Source organism: Rhizobium sp. 01N424 (assembly GCF_056399485.1).
This window is the reverse complement of the sequence record NZ_JBFTRK010000006.1, coordinates 63,684-79,149: the sequence shown is the minus strand read 5'-3', so window position 1 is coordinate 79,149 and position 15,466 is coordinate 63,684. Positions and strand designations below refer to the sequence as shown.

Annotated in this window: 13 protein-coding genes; 10 read left to right on the top strand and 3 right to left on the bottom strand. The window is 62.0% G+C overall.

All coding sequences use genetic code 11. The features are described 5' to 3' along the window. Positions 1–39 precede the first annotated feature (39 nt). Positions 40–1,290 carry a sensor domain-containing diguanylate cyclase gene (locus AC1DNK_RS16805; RefSeq protein WP_112444353.1) on the bottom strand — a complete coding sequence of 417 codons (1,251 nt, stop codon included), beginning with the start codon at positions 1,288–1,290 and terminating at the stop codon, positions 40–42. Positions 1,291–1,497: 207 nt separating this feature from the next. Here AC1DNK_RS16805 and AC1DNK_RS16800 point away from each other — a divergent pair, with 207 nt between their 5' ends. From AC1DNK_RS16800 to ligD, 10 genes are all read left to right on the top strand, one after another. Further along, on the top strand, positions 1,498–2,205 hold the full coding sequence (locus tag AC1DNK_RS16800; RefSeq protein ID WP_477942234.1) for a 3-oxoacid CoA-transferase subunit A: 708 nt from the start codon (positions 1,498–1,500) through the stop codon (positions 2,203–2,205). After that, entirely contained in the window at positions 2,202–2,906 is a 705-nt protein-coding gene (locus AC1DNK_RS16795) for a CoA transferase subunit B (RefSeq protein ID WP_112386686.1), read from the top strand. Before AC1DNK_RS16800 ends, AC1DNK_RS16795 begins: the two co-directional genes overlap by 4 nt. Before the next feature lie 10 nt (positions 2,907–2,916). After that, positions 2,917–4,122 carry a 3-oxoadipyl-CoA thiolase gene (gene pcaF, locus AC1DNK_RS16790; RefSeq protein WP_112386687.1) on the top strand — a complete coding sequence of 402 codons (1,206 nt, stop codon included), beginning with the start codon at positions 2,917–2,919 and terminating at the stop codon, positions 4,120–4,122. A gap of 114 nt (positions 4,123–4,236) precedes the next feature. Next, the gene (locus AC1DNK_RS16785; protein WP_112386688.1) at positions 4,237–5,031 is read left to right on the top strand and encodes an SDR family NAD(P)-dependent oxidoreductase; all 795 of its coding nucleotides are present in this window, start codon (positions 4,237–4,239) and stop codon (positions 5,029–5,031) included. 272 nt (positions 5,032–5,303) lie between these two features. After that, a complete protein-coding gene (glgX, locus tag AC1DNK_RS16780) occupies positions 5,304–7,457 on the top strand; it encodes a glycogen debranching protein GlgX (protein ID WP_477942233.1) in 2,154 nt (717 codons plus the stop codon). Between the two features lie 18 nt (positions 7,458–7,475). Then, complete coding sequence (locus AC1DNK_RS16775) at positions 7,476–8,507, top strand: DNA topoisomerase IB (protein WP_112386689.1); 1,032 nt, start codon at positions 7,476–7,478, stop codon at positions 8,505–8,507. Between the two features lie 288 nt (positions 8,508–8,795). Further along, the gene (locus AC1DNK_RS16770; protein WP_112386690.1) at positions 8,796–9,065 is read left to right on the top strand and encodes a hypothetical protein; all 270 of its coding nucleotides are present in this window, start codon (positions 8,796–8,798) and stop codon (positions 9,063–9,065) included. Positions 9,066–9,082: 17 nt separating this feature from the next. Next, on the top strand, positions 9,083–9,313 hold the full coding sequence (locus AC1DNK_RS16765) for a DUF2188 domain-containing protein (protein ID WP_112386691.1): 231 nt from the start codon (positions 9,083–9,085) through the stop codon (positions 9,311–9,313). A 23-nt stretch (positions 9,314–9,336) separates the two neighbouring features. Next, complete coding sequence (ku, locus tag AC1DNK_RS16760) at positions 9,337–10,173, top strand: non-homologous end joining protein Ku (protein ID WP_112386692.1); 837 nt, start codon at positions 9,337–9,339, stop codon at positions 10,171–10,173. 2 nt (positions 10,174–10,175) lie between these two features. After that, positions 10,176–12,683: a DNA ligase D gene (ligD, locus tag AC1DNK_RS16755; RefSeq protein ID WP_477942231.1), complete on the top strand. Its 2,508-nt coding sequence runs from the start codon at positions 10,176–10,178 to the stop codon at positions 12,681–12,683. A gap of 24 nt (positions 12,684–12,707) precedes the next feature. Here ligD and AC1DNK_RS16750 read toward each other — a convergent pair whose 3' ends face one another. Continuing rightward, a complete protein-coding gene (locus tag AC1DNK_RS16750; protein WP_112386694.1) occupies positions 12,708–13,940 on the bottom strand; it encodes an MFS transporter in 1,233 nt (410 codons plus the stop codon). A 258-nt stretch (positions 13,941–14,198) separates the two neighbouring features. Continuing rightward, positions 14,199–15,389, bottom strand: a complete 1,191-nt coding sequence (gene fdhA, locus AC1DNK_RS16745; RefSeq protein ID WP_112386696.1) for a formaldehyde dehydrogenase, glutathione-independent — start codon at positions 15,387–15,389, stop codon at positions 14,199–14,201. Positions 15,390–15,466: the final 77 nt, after the last annotated feature.

Genomic DNA, 15,466 nt, shown 5'->3' with positions numbered 1-15,466 from the left:
GCTAGCACGGCATTGCTCTCCGGCAAAGCTGGGCGCCCGCTATCGGAAGTGGACTTCAAGATGCTGGCGATCTTGCGCGACGACCCGGCAGGCGGTTTCGAAGCGATCGCCGGGAATGCCTAGGGTGAATTCCGGCGGGATGCCCGTTGCGTTCGAGACGGCAAGGCTGGCGCCATCAGGTCCGAGAGAGCGGATCGTGCAATCGAATGTCGAGCGCCTGTCATTGAAGATGATCACGCCCGCTTTGAGCACCCGGCGCCGCTCGCCGGCTTCTGATGACGAGGCCGGGGCGGAGGAAGCGCAGCGATTCCGGCCCGCCTGCTTGGCCCGGTACATGGCGGCGTCCGCCTGCGCCAGAAGCGTATCGATGTCCTTGGCGATGATCGACATGCCAGTTATTCCGAAGCTCGCCGTAACGCGGATCGCGTTGTCGGCAACGGGAACCGGACTGGCCTCCAACGCGCCGCGCAGCTTTTCGGCCACGGCGAGAGCCGCGTCCCGATCGGCATGCGGCAGCAGCACCGCGAATTCTTCGCCGCCGAGCCGCCCGAGGATATCGCCGGCACGAATTTGTTCCCGGCAGGTCGCGGCAACCGCCTTCAAAACCGCATCGCCAGCCGAATGGCCATAGGTGTCGTTGACCTTCTTGAAATGGTCGACATCGAGCACGATGCAGGCCGCATCATGCTGATGCCGGGTGGCAAGCGAGAGAAGGCGGCGTGCTTCCTCATTGAAGGCCCGGCGGCTGAGGACGCCCGTCAAGCTGTCGGTCGCGGCAGAGCGTAGCAGCTCGACGCGATCCATCGCGATACCGGCGATTTCTTCCAGGATGCCGAGGTCCTTGCTGCCGAAAGAACGCGGTCTGCGGTCGATGGCGCAGACCGTTCCGACCGTATGGCCGTCGCGGGTCTTCAAGGGAACGCCGGCATAGAAGCGGATATGAGCCTCGCCTGTGACCGCAGGATTGGCCGCAAAGCGCGGATCGCGCGTGGCATCCTGGACGACGATCGGCTGTTCGTCATCGACGACATAGCGGCAGAAGGTGTCTTCCCGCGGCATCTCGTCGTTGGTCAGGCCTGAGCAGGCCTTGTACCATTGACGGTGCGCATCGATGAACGAGACGATGCCGATATCGACGGAGAAGACCTGCTTGAGGAGACGGACGAGCCGTTCGAAGCCCTCGTCTCTCGGCGTATCGAGCATATCAAGCTCGTCAAGCGCATTGAGGCGCTCCAGCTCGCGCTGCGCCGCCTCGACCGATGATCTGCCAAATGCCCTAGCAACCGCCATTTGCCACCTCTTTTGCGAGCAAATATGCGGGCTAATTGTAAATAACGGGTAATGTTTCCAAACCACATCATATAATCATCGGTGCGATATACGAACAAATATCAAATACCGCACAATTAACTTGCCTGACCCAAGGTCCCGGATTTATCCGTAGCAGTCAGATCGAGGCCGGTGAGCCTCGCGATGCCAGGCGAGGAGATATCCGGCATGGACAAGACAATCCGGAGCGCGGCGGATGCCGTTTCCGAAATCGGCGATGGCGCCGTCGTCATGATAGGCGGTTTCGGCGGTTCGGGCGCACCGATCGAGCTCATTCACGCGCTGATCGACAAGGGGCCGAAGAACCTGACCGTGATCAACAACAACGCGGGCAATGGCCGGATCGGTATTGCGGCGATGATCGATGCCGGGATGGTCAGGAAGATGATCTGCTCCTTCCCGCGCTCGTCCGACCCGCGCGCCTTCACCGACAAGTATCTGGCGGGCGAGATCGAGCTTGAGCTGGTGCCGCAGGGCACGCTTGCCGAGCGCATCCGTGCCGGCGGCGCCGGGATCCCGGCATTCTATACGCCGACGACCTATGGCACCGAGCTTGCCGAGGGTAAGCCGATTGCCGAGTTCGACGGCCGGAAATATGTGCAGGAACGCTGGCTGAAAGCCGACTTTGCGATCGTCAAGGCGCATCTCGGCGATACGCATGGCAATCTGACCTACAACAAGGCGGGCCGCAACTTTAACCCGCTGATGTGCATGGCGGCGGCCAAGACCGTTGCCCAGGTGTCGAGATTGGTGCCGGCCGGCGGCATCGATCCGGAACAGGTGGTGACACCCGGCATCTTCGTCGATGGCGTCGTCGAGATCGCCAATCCGCAACAGGAAGAAGAGCTCATTCGAGCCGGAGTGGCTTACGTATGACCCCTGAACCAAGCAAGATCGACACACGCGAAGACATCAAGCTTTCGAACGCCCAGATCGCCTGGCGCGCCGCTCAGGACATCACCGACGGTGCCTATGTCAACCTCGGCATCGGTTTTCCTGAGATGGTGGCCCGCTATCAGCCCGAGGGCCGCGAGGCGATCTTCCATACCGAAAACGGCATCCTGAATTTTGGCGAGGCGCCGGCTGCGGGCGAGGAAGACTGGGATCTGATCAATGCCGGCAAGAAGGCGGTGACGCTGAAGCCGGGCGCTGCCTTCTTCCACCATGCCGACAGCTTCGCCATGGTGCGTGGCGGTCATCTCGATATCGCGATCCTCGGCGCCTATCAGGTGTCTGAAAACGGCGATCTCGCCAACTGGCGCGCCGGCTCGAAGGGCGTGCCCGCCGTCGGCGGCGCGATGGATCTGGTGCATGGCGCCAAGCAGGTCTGCGTCATCACCGAGCATGTCACCAAGAACGGCGAGCCGAAACTCGTCGAAACATGCACCTTCCCGTTGACTGGAGTCGGCTGCATCACGCGTATCTACACGAGCCATGCAGTGATCGATATCGTCAAGGGCCGCTTCGTGCTGCGCGAAAAGCTTGCCGCCATGACTGTCGAGGAACTGCAGGCAATGACCGGCGCCAAGCTGCATGTCGAAGGCCCGGTCGCCGATCTCATCGTGCCCGAACTCTGAGGACTGACCGATGGCTGACGCTTTCATCTGCGATTACATCCGCACCCCGATCGGCCGCTTCGGCGGCTCGCTCTCCTCCGTCCGCGCTGACGATCTCGGTGCCGTGCCGCTGAAGGCGCTGATGGAGCGCAACGCTTCCGTCGATTGGGAGGCCGTCGATGACGTCGTCTTCGGCTGCGCCAACCAGGCGGGCGAGGACAACCGCAATGTGGCGCGCATGTCGCTGCTGCTGGCAGGCCTGCCGCTCGGCGTATCCGGCACGACGATCAACCGGCTCTGCGGATCGGGCATGGATGCAGTCATCACGGCAGCCCGGGCGATCCGTTCCGGCGAGGCAGAGCTGATGATTGCGGGTGGCGTCGAAAGCATGTCGCGGGCGCCGTTCGTCATGCCGAAAGCCGATACGGCTTTCTCGCGCAATGCCGAGATCTACGATACGACGATCGGCTGGCGCTTCGTTAATCCGTTGATGAAGAAGCAGTATGGTGTCGATTCCATGCCGGAGACCGGCGAGAACGTTGCCGAGGATTACAAGGTCAGCCGCGCGGATCAGGACGCCTTTGCCGTCCGCTCGCAGGCGAAGGCCGCGGCATCGCAGGAAAGCGGCCGGCTGGCCAAGGAAATCAGCGCCGTCACCATTCCACAGCGCAAGGGCGATGCCGTTGTCGTCGACCGGGACGAGCATCCGCGTGCCACCTCGATCGAAACGCTCGCCAAGCTCGGCACACCCTTCAAGAAGGAAGGCGGGACGGTTACCGCGGGCAATGCCTCCGGCGTCAATGACGGCGCGGCTGCGCTGATCGTCGCCTCCGAAGCGGCGGCGAAGAAATACGGCCTCAGGCCGATCGCCCGCATTCTCGGCGGTGCCGCCGCCGGCGTGCCGCCGCGGATCATGGGCATCGGCCCGGTCCCGGCTTCGCGCAAGCTTTTGGCGCGGCTTGGCCTCAAACAGGAGCAGTTCGATGTCATCGAACTCAACGAAGCTTTTGCCTCGCAGGGTCTGGCAGTTTTGCGCGAACTCGGGATTGCCGATGACGATGCCCGCGTCAATCGTAACGGCGGGGCGATCGCGCTCGGTCATCCGCTCGGCATGTCGGGCGCCCGCATCACCGGCACGGCGGCGCTGGAACTTGCCGAAACCGGCGGCCGCTATTCGCTCTCGACCATGTGCATTGGCGTCGGGCAGGGGATCGCCGTAGCGCTGGAGCGGGTCTAGGGACAGCCGGTCATCGTACAAATTCGCGTGTTCGGCATTGCCGATCAGCGACGCCTGCTGCTAAGACTCCCAGCCATAATCACACTTCATTGGTTTTAGGGAGGCTTTGCAGCCATGGCTGATCTTGCTCAATCACTCGCGTCCATCAAGTTGCCGGATCTGGTCGGCAAGGCGGTGCTCATCACCGGCGCCTCGACCGGTATCGGTGCCGCACTTGCCCGCGCCTTCGCGGCACAGGGGATGAAGGTCGGCATTCATTACAATGCCAGCCGCGAACCGGCCGAAAAACTCGCCGAGGAAATCCGCGCCACCGGCGCCACCGTGCATCTCGTGCATGGTGACGTATCGAAAGAGGGCGAGACCGAGCGCGTCGTCGAAGAAACGGCAAAGACCTTCGGCCATCTCGACGGCCTGATCAACAATGCCGGCGGCATGCTCGGCCGCAAGCCGACCGCCGAATATACCGACGAGCACTACGACAACGTCATGAACCTCAATGCACGCTCGGTTCTCGCCGCCGTGCGCGCCGCTCATCCCTGGCTGAAGAAGCAGGGTGGATTCATCATCAACACCACCTCGATCGCCGCCCGCAATGGCGGCGGTAACGGCGCGATCCTCTATGCGGCATCCAAGGGCTTCGTCTCGACGATTACCCGCGGCCATGCCAAGGAGTTTGTCGGCGATCGTATCCGCGTCAATGCAGTGGCGCCCGGCGTTATCGCCACGCCGTTCCATGAGCGCTATACCAATGACGAGCAGATGGAGATGCAGCGCAAGTCGATCCCGATGGGCTTTGTCGGCACTTCGGAAGATTGCGTCGGCGCCTATCTCTTCCTCGCTTCGCCGACCCTGTCTGGCTACATCACCGGCCAGATCATCGAAGTGAATGGCGGCCAGCTGATGCCGTAATCCGGCATTTTCTCTCCCCGATATTTTGCACTGCACAAGGGAACCTTCGGGTTCCCTTGACGTTTCGGAGACGGGGGAAGGCGATCGCCGTTCCTTGTTATCTGAGACGGATGATCATGTTCAAGCCAAGCCACTCCAATCGCTGTGCCGGGCAACGCTGCCGGACGCAGTGCTTTGCTGTGTCTGCTGGCTGAATTGCCCATCCGCCTCGTCAGCTGCCGCGGCAGCGAAAACCGTATAATGAAGCGACATAAAGGATGGGCGACACAAAGATGAGCTATTCGTTCTCGGAACTCGATTTCCTCAAGCCGGAGCTTGGTGCGGAATATACCGGATCCGGGACGCATTTCGCCGTCTACTCTGCCCATGCCGAACAGATGGAACTCTGCCTGTTTTCGGCCGACGGCAAGAAGGAAGAGGCGAGGCTGGCGCTGCCCAAGCGCGAGGGCGACATCTGGTCGGGCTATATCGCCGGCGTCGGGCCGGGAACGGTCTATGGCTATCGCGCCCACGGCCCTTACGATCCGAAGAACGGCCACCGTTTCAATCCCAACAAGCTGCTGCTCGACCCCTATGCCAAGCAGGTGAAGGGCGATCTGAAATGGGATGATGCTCTCTACGGATATGCGATCGGAAAGGACGATCTGTCCTTCGACGAGCGCGATAGTGCGCCCTTCATGGTCAAGGGTGTCGTCCAGGATCCGGATTTCGATTGGGATGGCGACCAGGCGATCCGCAGGCCATGGACGGAAACCATCGTCTATGAGGCGCATGTGCGCGGCATGACGATGACCCATCCCAAGGTGCCCGATCATCTGCGCGGTACGTTCCTGGGCATGGCGAGCGATCCGATCATCGATCATCTGACGAAGCTCGGCATTTCCGCCATCGAACTTCTGCCGATCCAGTTCTTCCCGAACGACCGGTATCTCGAAGAAAAGAACTTGACCAATTACTGGGGCTACCAGACGCTCGGCTTCTTCGCGCCGCAGTCGCGCGACATGTCGAGCGACAAGATCACCGAGATCAAGACGATGGTCCGCAAGTTCCATGCGGCCGGCATCGAAGTGATCATGGACGTCGTTTATAATCACACCGCTGAAGGCAGCGAGCGCGGCCCGACACTCTCCTTCCGCGGCCTCGACAATGCGAGCTACTACATTCTCTCGCCAGACGATGCGCGCCATACGTTCGATACGACGGGCACCGGCAACACGCTGAACATTGCCAACCCGATGGTGATGCGCATGGTGCTCGACAGCCTGCGCTATTGGGTCGGCGTCATGCATATCGACGGCTTCCGCTTCGATCTCGCCAGCACGCTAGGCCGCCAGGATCTCGAATTCGACCGTGCCGGCATTTTCTTCAGCGCCATCCGTCAGGATCCGATGCTGGCGGGCGTCAAGCTGATCGCCGAGCCGTGGGATGTCGGCGAGGGCGGATACCAGGTCGGCGGTTTCCCGCATCCCTTCCGCGAGTGGAACGACAAGTTCCGCGACGATGTCCGGCGCTTCTGGAAGGGCGACGGCGGTCTGGTTTCCAGCCTGTCGCAGCGCATCACCGGCTCCTCGGTGCAGTTCAATCATTCCGACCGCGGCGCAACGTCTTCAGTCAACCTGCTGGCTGCCCATGACGGCTTCACGCTGATGGATACGGTGTCCTTCAACGACAAGCACAACGAAGCGAATGGCGAGGACAACAATGACGGCCATTCCGACAATCATTCGGACAATATGGGCGCCGAAGGCGCGACCGACGATCAGGGCATCAACGACAATCGCGCGCGGCGCCGCCGCAACATGATGGCGACGCTGATGCTGTCTCAGGGCGTGCCGATGATCGTCGCCGGCGATGAGGTCGGCAACAGCCAGCATGGCAACAACAACGCCTATTGCCAGGACAACGAGATCGGCTGGATCGACTGGAGCGGTCTCGACGATCCGTTCCTGGCCTTCTGCCAGAAGATGATTGGCTTCCGCAAAGCCCATCCCGAGCTGCGCCAGGAGCGCTTCCTGACCGGCGAAACCAGCGAGGATGGCCGGATCGAGATCGCGTGGTTCAAGGCCGACGGCAGCTTCATGGATGACGGCGCCTGGAACGATGGCGAGCTGCGCGTGCTTGGGGTCTATCTGTCGCGCAGCGTCAGCGCACCCGAGAACGAGGACATGCAGGGTCTCTACATGCTCTTCAATGCCGGTGGCGATTGCGAGATCAATTTGCCGGAGGTGAACGGTGTCAGGGAATGGCAACGCCTCGTCGAGACCGGGGCGGACGATGCCTTCGAGGTCATCCACGCAGAGAACTCGTTCACGCTCTATCGCGAAAGTATCGCGGTGTTTGCGCCAAAAGGCGCCACCGAGCCGCCCAAGGATGCCGATACCGCCGAGCGCCGCCGCTGGTTCAGTTTCGGCCGCAAGAAGAAGTGACAGGCCCAGAACAAAGCGATGAATGCGGACGCGATAACTGAGCTCGGACTGACCTATGTGAACGATACCGAACCGGGTATCCGCCGCAGCCGGAAGGGCAAGGGCTTTTCCTACCGTCTGCCGGATGGTTCGCTGGTATCCGATCCGGATCAAAAGAAGCGCATCGCATCGCTCGGTCTGCCGCCCGCCTATGAGGGTGTCTGGATCTGCCTGCAGGAAAACGGCCACCTGCAGGCAACCGGCTACGACGCGCGCGGGCGCAAGCAGTACCGTTATCACAAGGACTGGAACAGCTTCCGCAGCGTCGAGAAATTCCATCAGCTGATCGAATTCGGCCAGGCGCTGCCGAAGATTCGCCGGCAGGCTCTCAGAGATCTCGACACCGGCGCCGACGATGTCAGGGGCGTCCTTGCGGCGCTGACGACGCTGCTCGATGAAGCACATCTGCGCGTCGGTAATCAGGCCTATGTCAGGGAAAACGGCACCTATGGCGCAACGACGCTACTCAAGCGCCACATCAAGCTGAACGACGGCAGAATCGAGCTCAAATTTCGGGCGAAGGGCGGCAAGCGCGTGCAGCGCAGCCTCAAGCATCCGCGGTTGCAGAAAATCCTGGAAGAAATCGCCGATCTCCCCGGCCGCCAGCTTTTTGTCTGGAAGGACGAGACGGGATCGCTGAAGCCGGTCGAGTCCGGCAGGCTCAACGCCTATCTGGCCGAAATTTCCGGCATCGCGATTTCCGCCAAGACCTTTCGTACCTGGGCGGGCTCGCTTGCCGGGTTCGGCGCGGCACGCGGCGCAATCCTCGATGGCCGCCACCCAACTGTGAAAGAGATGGCGGAGGCCTCGGCCGAAGTATTGCACAACACGCCGGCCATCTCGCGCTCCAGCTATATCCACCCGCGCATCATCGCTCTTTCGGACCGCGGCAGCGCGTTGGCGGAAGAACTGCCGGAGCCGGCGGAGCCGCTGCGCGGTCTTCGCGCCGAGGAAAACCGCCTGCTCGATTTCCTGATGCGCGAAGCGGGCATCACGCCCTCTTCAAGATGATGAAAAAAGCCCGCGCTCGGGAGCGCGGGCTTCTCAAGATAACAGGAGGTCTTATCAAGCAGCCGCTTCTGAAAGACGGCCTTCCTCGATCTACTCGCCGCGCCGATGTCGCAGTAAATGCGCGCTCCAATCAGTGCGGTCGCAGAAGTAGAACCACTCAAGCGCCAGATCGTTCCTGAAATGCGACGCGCGATCTGCAAACTTGGCTTTAAAGCGGTGGCCGCGGAACAAATTCTCTTACATCTCGTTGAAAAGCTTGATCGGAAGTCATTCTGAAAGGGCGCTCCCATGCCGAATGTCCGCAAGGCGGCTGACAAGGACCGAAAGTTCGATCCCCGCGACCGGTTGATCGTCGCTCTCTACGCGCAGCTGAAAGCCGAGCGGGAGACGCGCGAGACGCTCGAATGGGTCATCCGCAATGGCGGATTGTCGGACGCGGTGCTGGAAGCGATCGCCTCCGATCCCGTCAGGCCGGTGACCAGCGACGAGATCGCATCGGTCGAAAAGATCATAGCTTTGGATGAGCGCCGCAAAGGTGCGCCACGCGACTACGACTGAAGAAAGAGGAGCTGAAGATGGTGGATATTACATATCAGATCGTGCCGCATGACGAAGGCTGGGCCTACAAGCTCGGCGAAACCATTTCCGAGACCTATGCCACGGCCGAGGAAGCCGCAGACCGGGCGCGAAGTGCTGCGTCGCGGCAGAAGATCGGGGCCGGCGATGCCACGCTCGCCTATCCCTCGCCGGATGGCGGCTGGCAGTTTCAACCCCTGGAAACGGACAAGAGCGGAAGCAGGCTCTGACGGGACAAGCGTAGGAGAGTGACATGGCGGCGCGGGCAAGCTGGAAAGGCCATCTGAAGATCGGCGACCTTGTCTGCGCCGTCGGTCTCTACACGGCCATTTCATCGTCGGACCGCCTGTCCTTCAATATCATCAACCGGAAGACCGGCCATCGCGTCGAGCGGCAGTTTGTCGATAGCGAAACCGGAAAGCCCGTGGACCGCGAAGACCAGGTGAAGGGCTACAGGATGGACAATGGCGAATACATCGTCATCGAAGGTGACGAGATCGCCAGCGTCATGCCGGAGAGCGACAAGGTGATGGGCGTCCAGAGCTTCATCCCGCTGGAAGAGATCGACAAGCTCTATTTCGATCGTCCGTACTATCTGGCGCCAGTCGAGGATCACGATGCCGAAGCGCTTAGCCTGATCATGCGCAGCATGCGCGACAACAAGGTCGCAGCGCTCGCCCAGGCCGTATTGTTCCGCCGCAACCGGACGCTATTGATCCGCGCGCAGGGCGATCACGTCATCGCCACCATGCTCAATTTCGACTACGAAGTCCGCTCCGCCGAGACAGTCTTCAAGGACATTCCCGATATCAAATTTGACAAGGAAATGCTGGAGCTTGCCGGCCACATCATCGGCACCAAGAAGGGCAGCTTCAATCCGGCCGAATACGAGGACCGCTACGAGGCGGCACTGACCGAACTCGTGAAAGCCAAGATCGAGGGCCGGGAGCCGCCGAAGCGCAAGCCGAAGCCGGAGGGCAAGGTCGTCGATCTCATGGAGGCGCTGCGCCAAAGCGCCAAGATCGGCGGCAAATCCGGATCTGGTAAGCCTGCCGCCAGCGCATCCAGCCGCCGCAAGAAGGCGAGCTGACGATGGCGCTCGAAACCTATCAGCAGAAGCGCGACTTCAAGGCCACTCCCGAACCGCGCGGCGCAAAAGGCAAGAGCAAGGGCAACAGCTTCGTCATCCAGAAGCACGACGCGACGCGGCTGCACTACGATTTCCGGCTGGAGATGGACGGCGTGCTGAAAAGCTGGGCGGTGACGCGCGGCCCCAGCCTGAACCCCGATGACAAGCGGCTGGCCGTCCATGTCGAGGATCATCCTCTCTCCTATGGCGATTTCGAAGGCGTCATTCCGAAGGGGCAATATGGCGGCGGCACCGTCATCGTCTGGGATCAGGGAACCTGGACGCCGCTTTACGATGCGAAGAAAGCCTATCGAAAGGGCCATATCGAATTCGAGCTCGACGGCGACAAGCTGAAAGGCCGCTGGCATCTCGTCCGCATGCACGGCAAGCCGGGCGAAAAGCACGAGAACTGGCTGCTGATCAAGGGCGAGGACGCCGAAGCCCGCCATGGCCGCGAGGACATCCTCAAGAAGCGTCCGGAATCGGCCAAGAGCGGCCGGACGATCGAACAGGTCGCCAAGAACCCAGATGATACCTGGAATTCGAAGCCGAATGGCCGGAAGGCGGCAGCCAGGCTTGCAACCAAGGCCAAGGCGAAGCCGCAGGCTCACCAATGGCCGAAGGGTGTGCGCAAGGCGGCGATGCCCGATTTCGTCGAGCCGGTGCTTGCCAAGCTGAAGCCGCGTCCTCCGGCCGGCGACGGCTGGATCCACGAGATCAAGTTCGACGGCTACCGCCTGCAGATCCGCATCCGCGACGGGAAGGTGGCGATGCTGACGCGCACCGGCCTGGACTGGACGGAGAAATTCGGGGAAGAGATCGCTGCCGCCTTCGGCGAACTGCCTGTCGAGACCGCGCTGATCGACGGCGAACTGGTCGTCGAACGCGAGAACGGTGCATCGGACTTCTCGGCACTCCAGCACGATCTGAGCGAGGGGCGTAGCGACCGCTTCTCCTTCTATGCCTTCGACCTGATCTATCTCGACGGCCATGATCTGCAGAATGCAGCGCTGATCGATCGCAAGGCGCTGCTGGAAAAGCTGCTGCCGGCGGGCAGTAGCAAGTTGCGCTACAGCGATCATTTCGACGAGAATGGCGGCCTGGTTCTCGACCACGCCTGCCAGCTCAGCCTGGAAGGCGTCATCTCTAAGGGCCGCGACAGCAAATATGTGTCAGGCCGCACCGGCGACTGGATCAAATCGAAATGCGTCAAGCGCCAGGAATTCGTCATTGGCGGCTATGTGCCCTCGACCTCGATGAAGAGCGCCATCGGCTCGCTCGCCATGGGCTATTATGACAAGGGCAAGCTGAAACATGTCGGGCGCGTCGGTACCGGATATACCGCGAAGCTCTCGCACAATCTCTACACTCAGCTCTCCAAGATCGAGCAATCCGCCAGTCCTTTCGACGGCAAGCTGACGGCCGAGGAGCGCCGCGGGTTGGTGTTCGTCAAGCCTGATATGGTTGCCGAGGTTGAGTTTGGCGCCTGGTCAGCCGATGGTAATCTCCGCCATGCGGCTTTCCGCGGTTTGCGCGAAGACAAGGCGGCAAAGGATGTGGGGCGCGAAATGGGTGGAACTGCTGCAAAAGAACTGCCGGTATCGAGCGTGACGTTGACGCATCCCGATCGCATCTACTGGCCCGACGAGGGCATTACCAAGGCCGGGCTGGCCGATTACTACGCCCATGTCTGGGAACTGATGAAGCCGTTCGTCGTCAACCGGCCGCTCTCGCTGCTGCGCCTTCCCGATGGCATTGCCGGCAAGCAGCGTTTCTTCCAGAAACACGCCTGGAAGGGAATGAACGAATATATCGAAGAGATCGCCGACCCCAAGGATCGCAGCGGCGAGAAGCTGCTACGGATCAGGGATTTCGACGGGCTCGTCGCGCTGGTGCAGTCGGCCGTCCTGGAGATCCACCCCTGGGGCGCGACGACCGCCAAATGGGAAAGGCCCGATATGGTGACCATGGATCTCGATCCGGCCGATGATGTGCCATGGGACGCGGTGATATCGGCGGCGCATGAGATCAAGGCGCTCATGGAAGGCGAGGGGCTGGCTGCCTTCGTCAAGACCTCGGGCGGCAAGGGGCTGCATGTCGTGGCGCCGCTGGCGCCGAAGGCGGGCTGGACCGAAGTGAAAGCCTTCGCCAAATGGATCGCCGACACGATGGAAGCCTCCGACCCATCCCGCTACATCGCCAAGGCGACAAAGGCCGAACGAACGGGCAGGATCTTCATCGACTATCTGCGCAACGGGCGCGGCAATACTGCCGTCGCGCCCTATTCGGCCCGCGCCCGCAAAGGTGCGCCGGTCTCGATGCCCATCGATTGGAGCGAGCTGACAGGCGAGATCGGCCCCGCTTATTTCACCGTCGACAACGCGCCGGCGAGGGTCAACGCGCTGTCAAGCGACCCCTGGGCCGATTTCTTCGATGCAGCGAGGCCTCTAGAAAAGAAGAAGCGGTCCTGACGCATCGGGATCGCTCTCGTCTGATCATGCCGCGATCGGCTTCCGCCGGTCGAGCAGGCAAGCAAGACCGGCGCTGACAAGAGCCAATGCCGCTGGGATGAGGATCACGTAGAGCAGATCCCGGCCGCTCGAAGCGTCATTGAGGAGAAGTCCGGCGATCGAGGCGATGACGGCGCCGCCGCCAACGCTGACGGCCGCCGCTAGCCCCGCAGCCGTGCCCGCGAGATCGGGCTGGACGGCCAGTATCCCCGAATTGGCGGCAGGCATGGTCAGCCCGTTGCCGATGCCGATGAAGATGCAGGCCGCGAAGAAGGCGGGAGGCGCGGTCAATCCGCCGACGGCAAGAGCCAGGCCGCCGAGCAATCCGGTGCACGTGACTGCGCGTCCCGCAACCAATACGGCGGCGATTGGAATGCGGCCAGCATACCGTCCTGCGAGATAGCTGCCGAGGATGAAGCCCGCGGGCACCAGTCCCATGTAGAGGCCAAGCCTGGCGCTTGATCCGCCGAGCGCTTGGTTCATGACCAGCGGCGCGCCGGCGAGGAAGACGTAAAGCGTTCCCATCGAGCAGGCCATGCAGGCGGCATAGGCGAGGAAACGCGGCGAGCCGAGCAGCAGCCGGTATGCCGCGAGATAGCCATGTGAGTGAGTTTTCCGCTTCCCGGTCTCATCACGGATCTCACGGGCGGCGAGCGCCAGCATGATTGCCCCGAGCACCGCGAACATCACGAAATTTGCCCGCCAGCCGAAAAGCTCGCTGACCGATCCGCCGATCGTCGGCCCGATCATTGGTGCTACCGCCCAGCCCATGGCGAGATAGCCGAACTTGCTGGCCGCTTTCTGCCCGCCCCAGCTTTCCTTGACGATGACGAGCGCGATCGAGAAGCAGGCCGCAATGGCCGCCTGCAAGGTACGGAAGAGCAGGAAGACATGAATGTTATCCGCAAGCGCACAACCAGCTGAGGCCAGGATGAAGACAGACAGCGAGGAAAGCACGACCGGCCTGCGGCCAAAGCGATCGGACAGGGCGCCGCCGATGATCTCGGCAAAGGCGGTCAGCGCAGCATAAGCGGCGACGGAGAGCGCCACCAGTGCCGGATCGGCGCGCAGATCGGCGGCAATCTCCGGCAGGGACGGCAGGATCAGGTTGACGGGTAGGACGGAGAGGGCGGTCAGCAGGATCAGGGTGATCAGCCGCGGCGGCACGGATTGAAGTTGCCCTGCGGGCGCGGGTTCGGATGCGGATTGTCCGGTCATCGGTCGGTCTCTCGGGTGATGGGAAGAGGGATGTCCGGCAGGCCGCTGCCCGGAATCCAGGCAATAAAAAAGGCCCCGCCGGGAGCCTGCTTACCGCGCATGGGTGCTTTCGCCGGATGGCTACGCCATCCTGCCCATGCGCCCTATCACCACTACGAGAACCGTTGCGATCATCATTGCCTAGAGCTAGCGGCAAACCTTGGGCTGGTCAATCGCGAGCACATATGAAAAGGGCGGCTTGCGCCGCCCCTTCCGAAATCAGGCTGCCTTCGACACCACGCCATGCGGATCGAGGACGAATTTCGTCGCCGCGCCCTGGTCGAAGCTCTCGTAGCCCTGTGCGGCATCTTCGAGCGAGATGACCTTGGCGTTGACGATGTCGGCGATCGGCAGACGGTCGTGCAGGATCGCCTGCATGAGCTGGCGATTGTACTTGATGACAGGGGTCTGGCCGGTGTGGAAGGACTGCGCCTTCGCCCAGCCGAGACCGAAGCGCAGCGACAGGCTGCCCTGCTTGGCGGCGGCATCAACGGCGCCCGGATCCTCGGTGACGTAGAGACCGGGAATACCGATCGAGCCTGCGGCGCGGGTAATCTCCATCATCTGGTTCAGGACGATTGCCGGCTGTTCGCCACCGGCATGGCCGCGGGCTTCGAAGCCGACGGCATCGATGGCGCTATCGACTTCGTTGGTGCCGACGACCTGGGCGATCATGTCGCCGAGACGGTCGCTTTTCGACAGGTCGATCGGTTCGAAACCGACCTTGGCGGCGTGCGCCAGACGATCCTTGTTGAAGTCGCCGATCATGACAACGGCAGCGCCGAGGATGCGGGCCGAGGCGGCGGCAGCAAGGCCGACAGGACCCGCACCGGCGACATACACCGTCGAGCCGACGCCCACCCCGGCGCGGACCGCGCCATGGAAGCCGGTCGGCAGAATGTCGGACAGCATGGTCAGGTCGCGAATCTTGGCCATCGCCTTGTCGCGATCCGGAATCTTCAGGAGGTTGAAGTCGGCATAGGGGATGGTGACGTAGCGGGCCTGACCGCCGATCCAGCCGCCCATGTCTACATAGCCATAGGCGCCGCCTGCGCGCGACGGATTGACCGTCAGGCAGACGCCGGTGTCCTGCGACTTGCAGCAGCGGCAACGGCCGCAGGCAACATTGAACGGAACGGAGACAATGTCGCCGATTTCGAGCATCTCGACATCGATGCCCTTCTCGATGACTTCGCCGGTGATTTCGTGGCCGAGAACCAGGCCGGGCATGGCTGTCGTGCGGCCGCGGACCATGTGCTGGTCGGAGCCGCAGATGTTGGTGGAAATGACTTTCAGGATGACGCCATGTTCGATGCGGCGGCCATCGGGGGCCTCCAGCTTCGGATCGTCGATGTCGCGGACTTCGACCTTGCCGGGCCGCAGATAGACTACGCCTCTATTCTTGCTCATTCTCGTCTCCTCCGTTGAAAATGCCGCCATCCCGCAGGGCTCCTCCCGCTGCGGGCCGTGCTCACAGATTAGAGCAT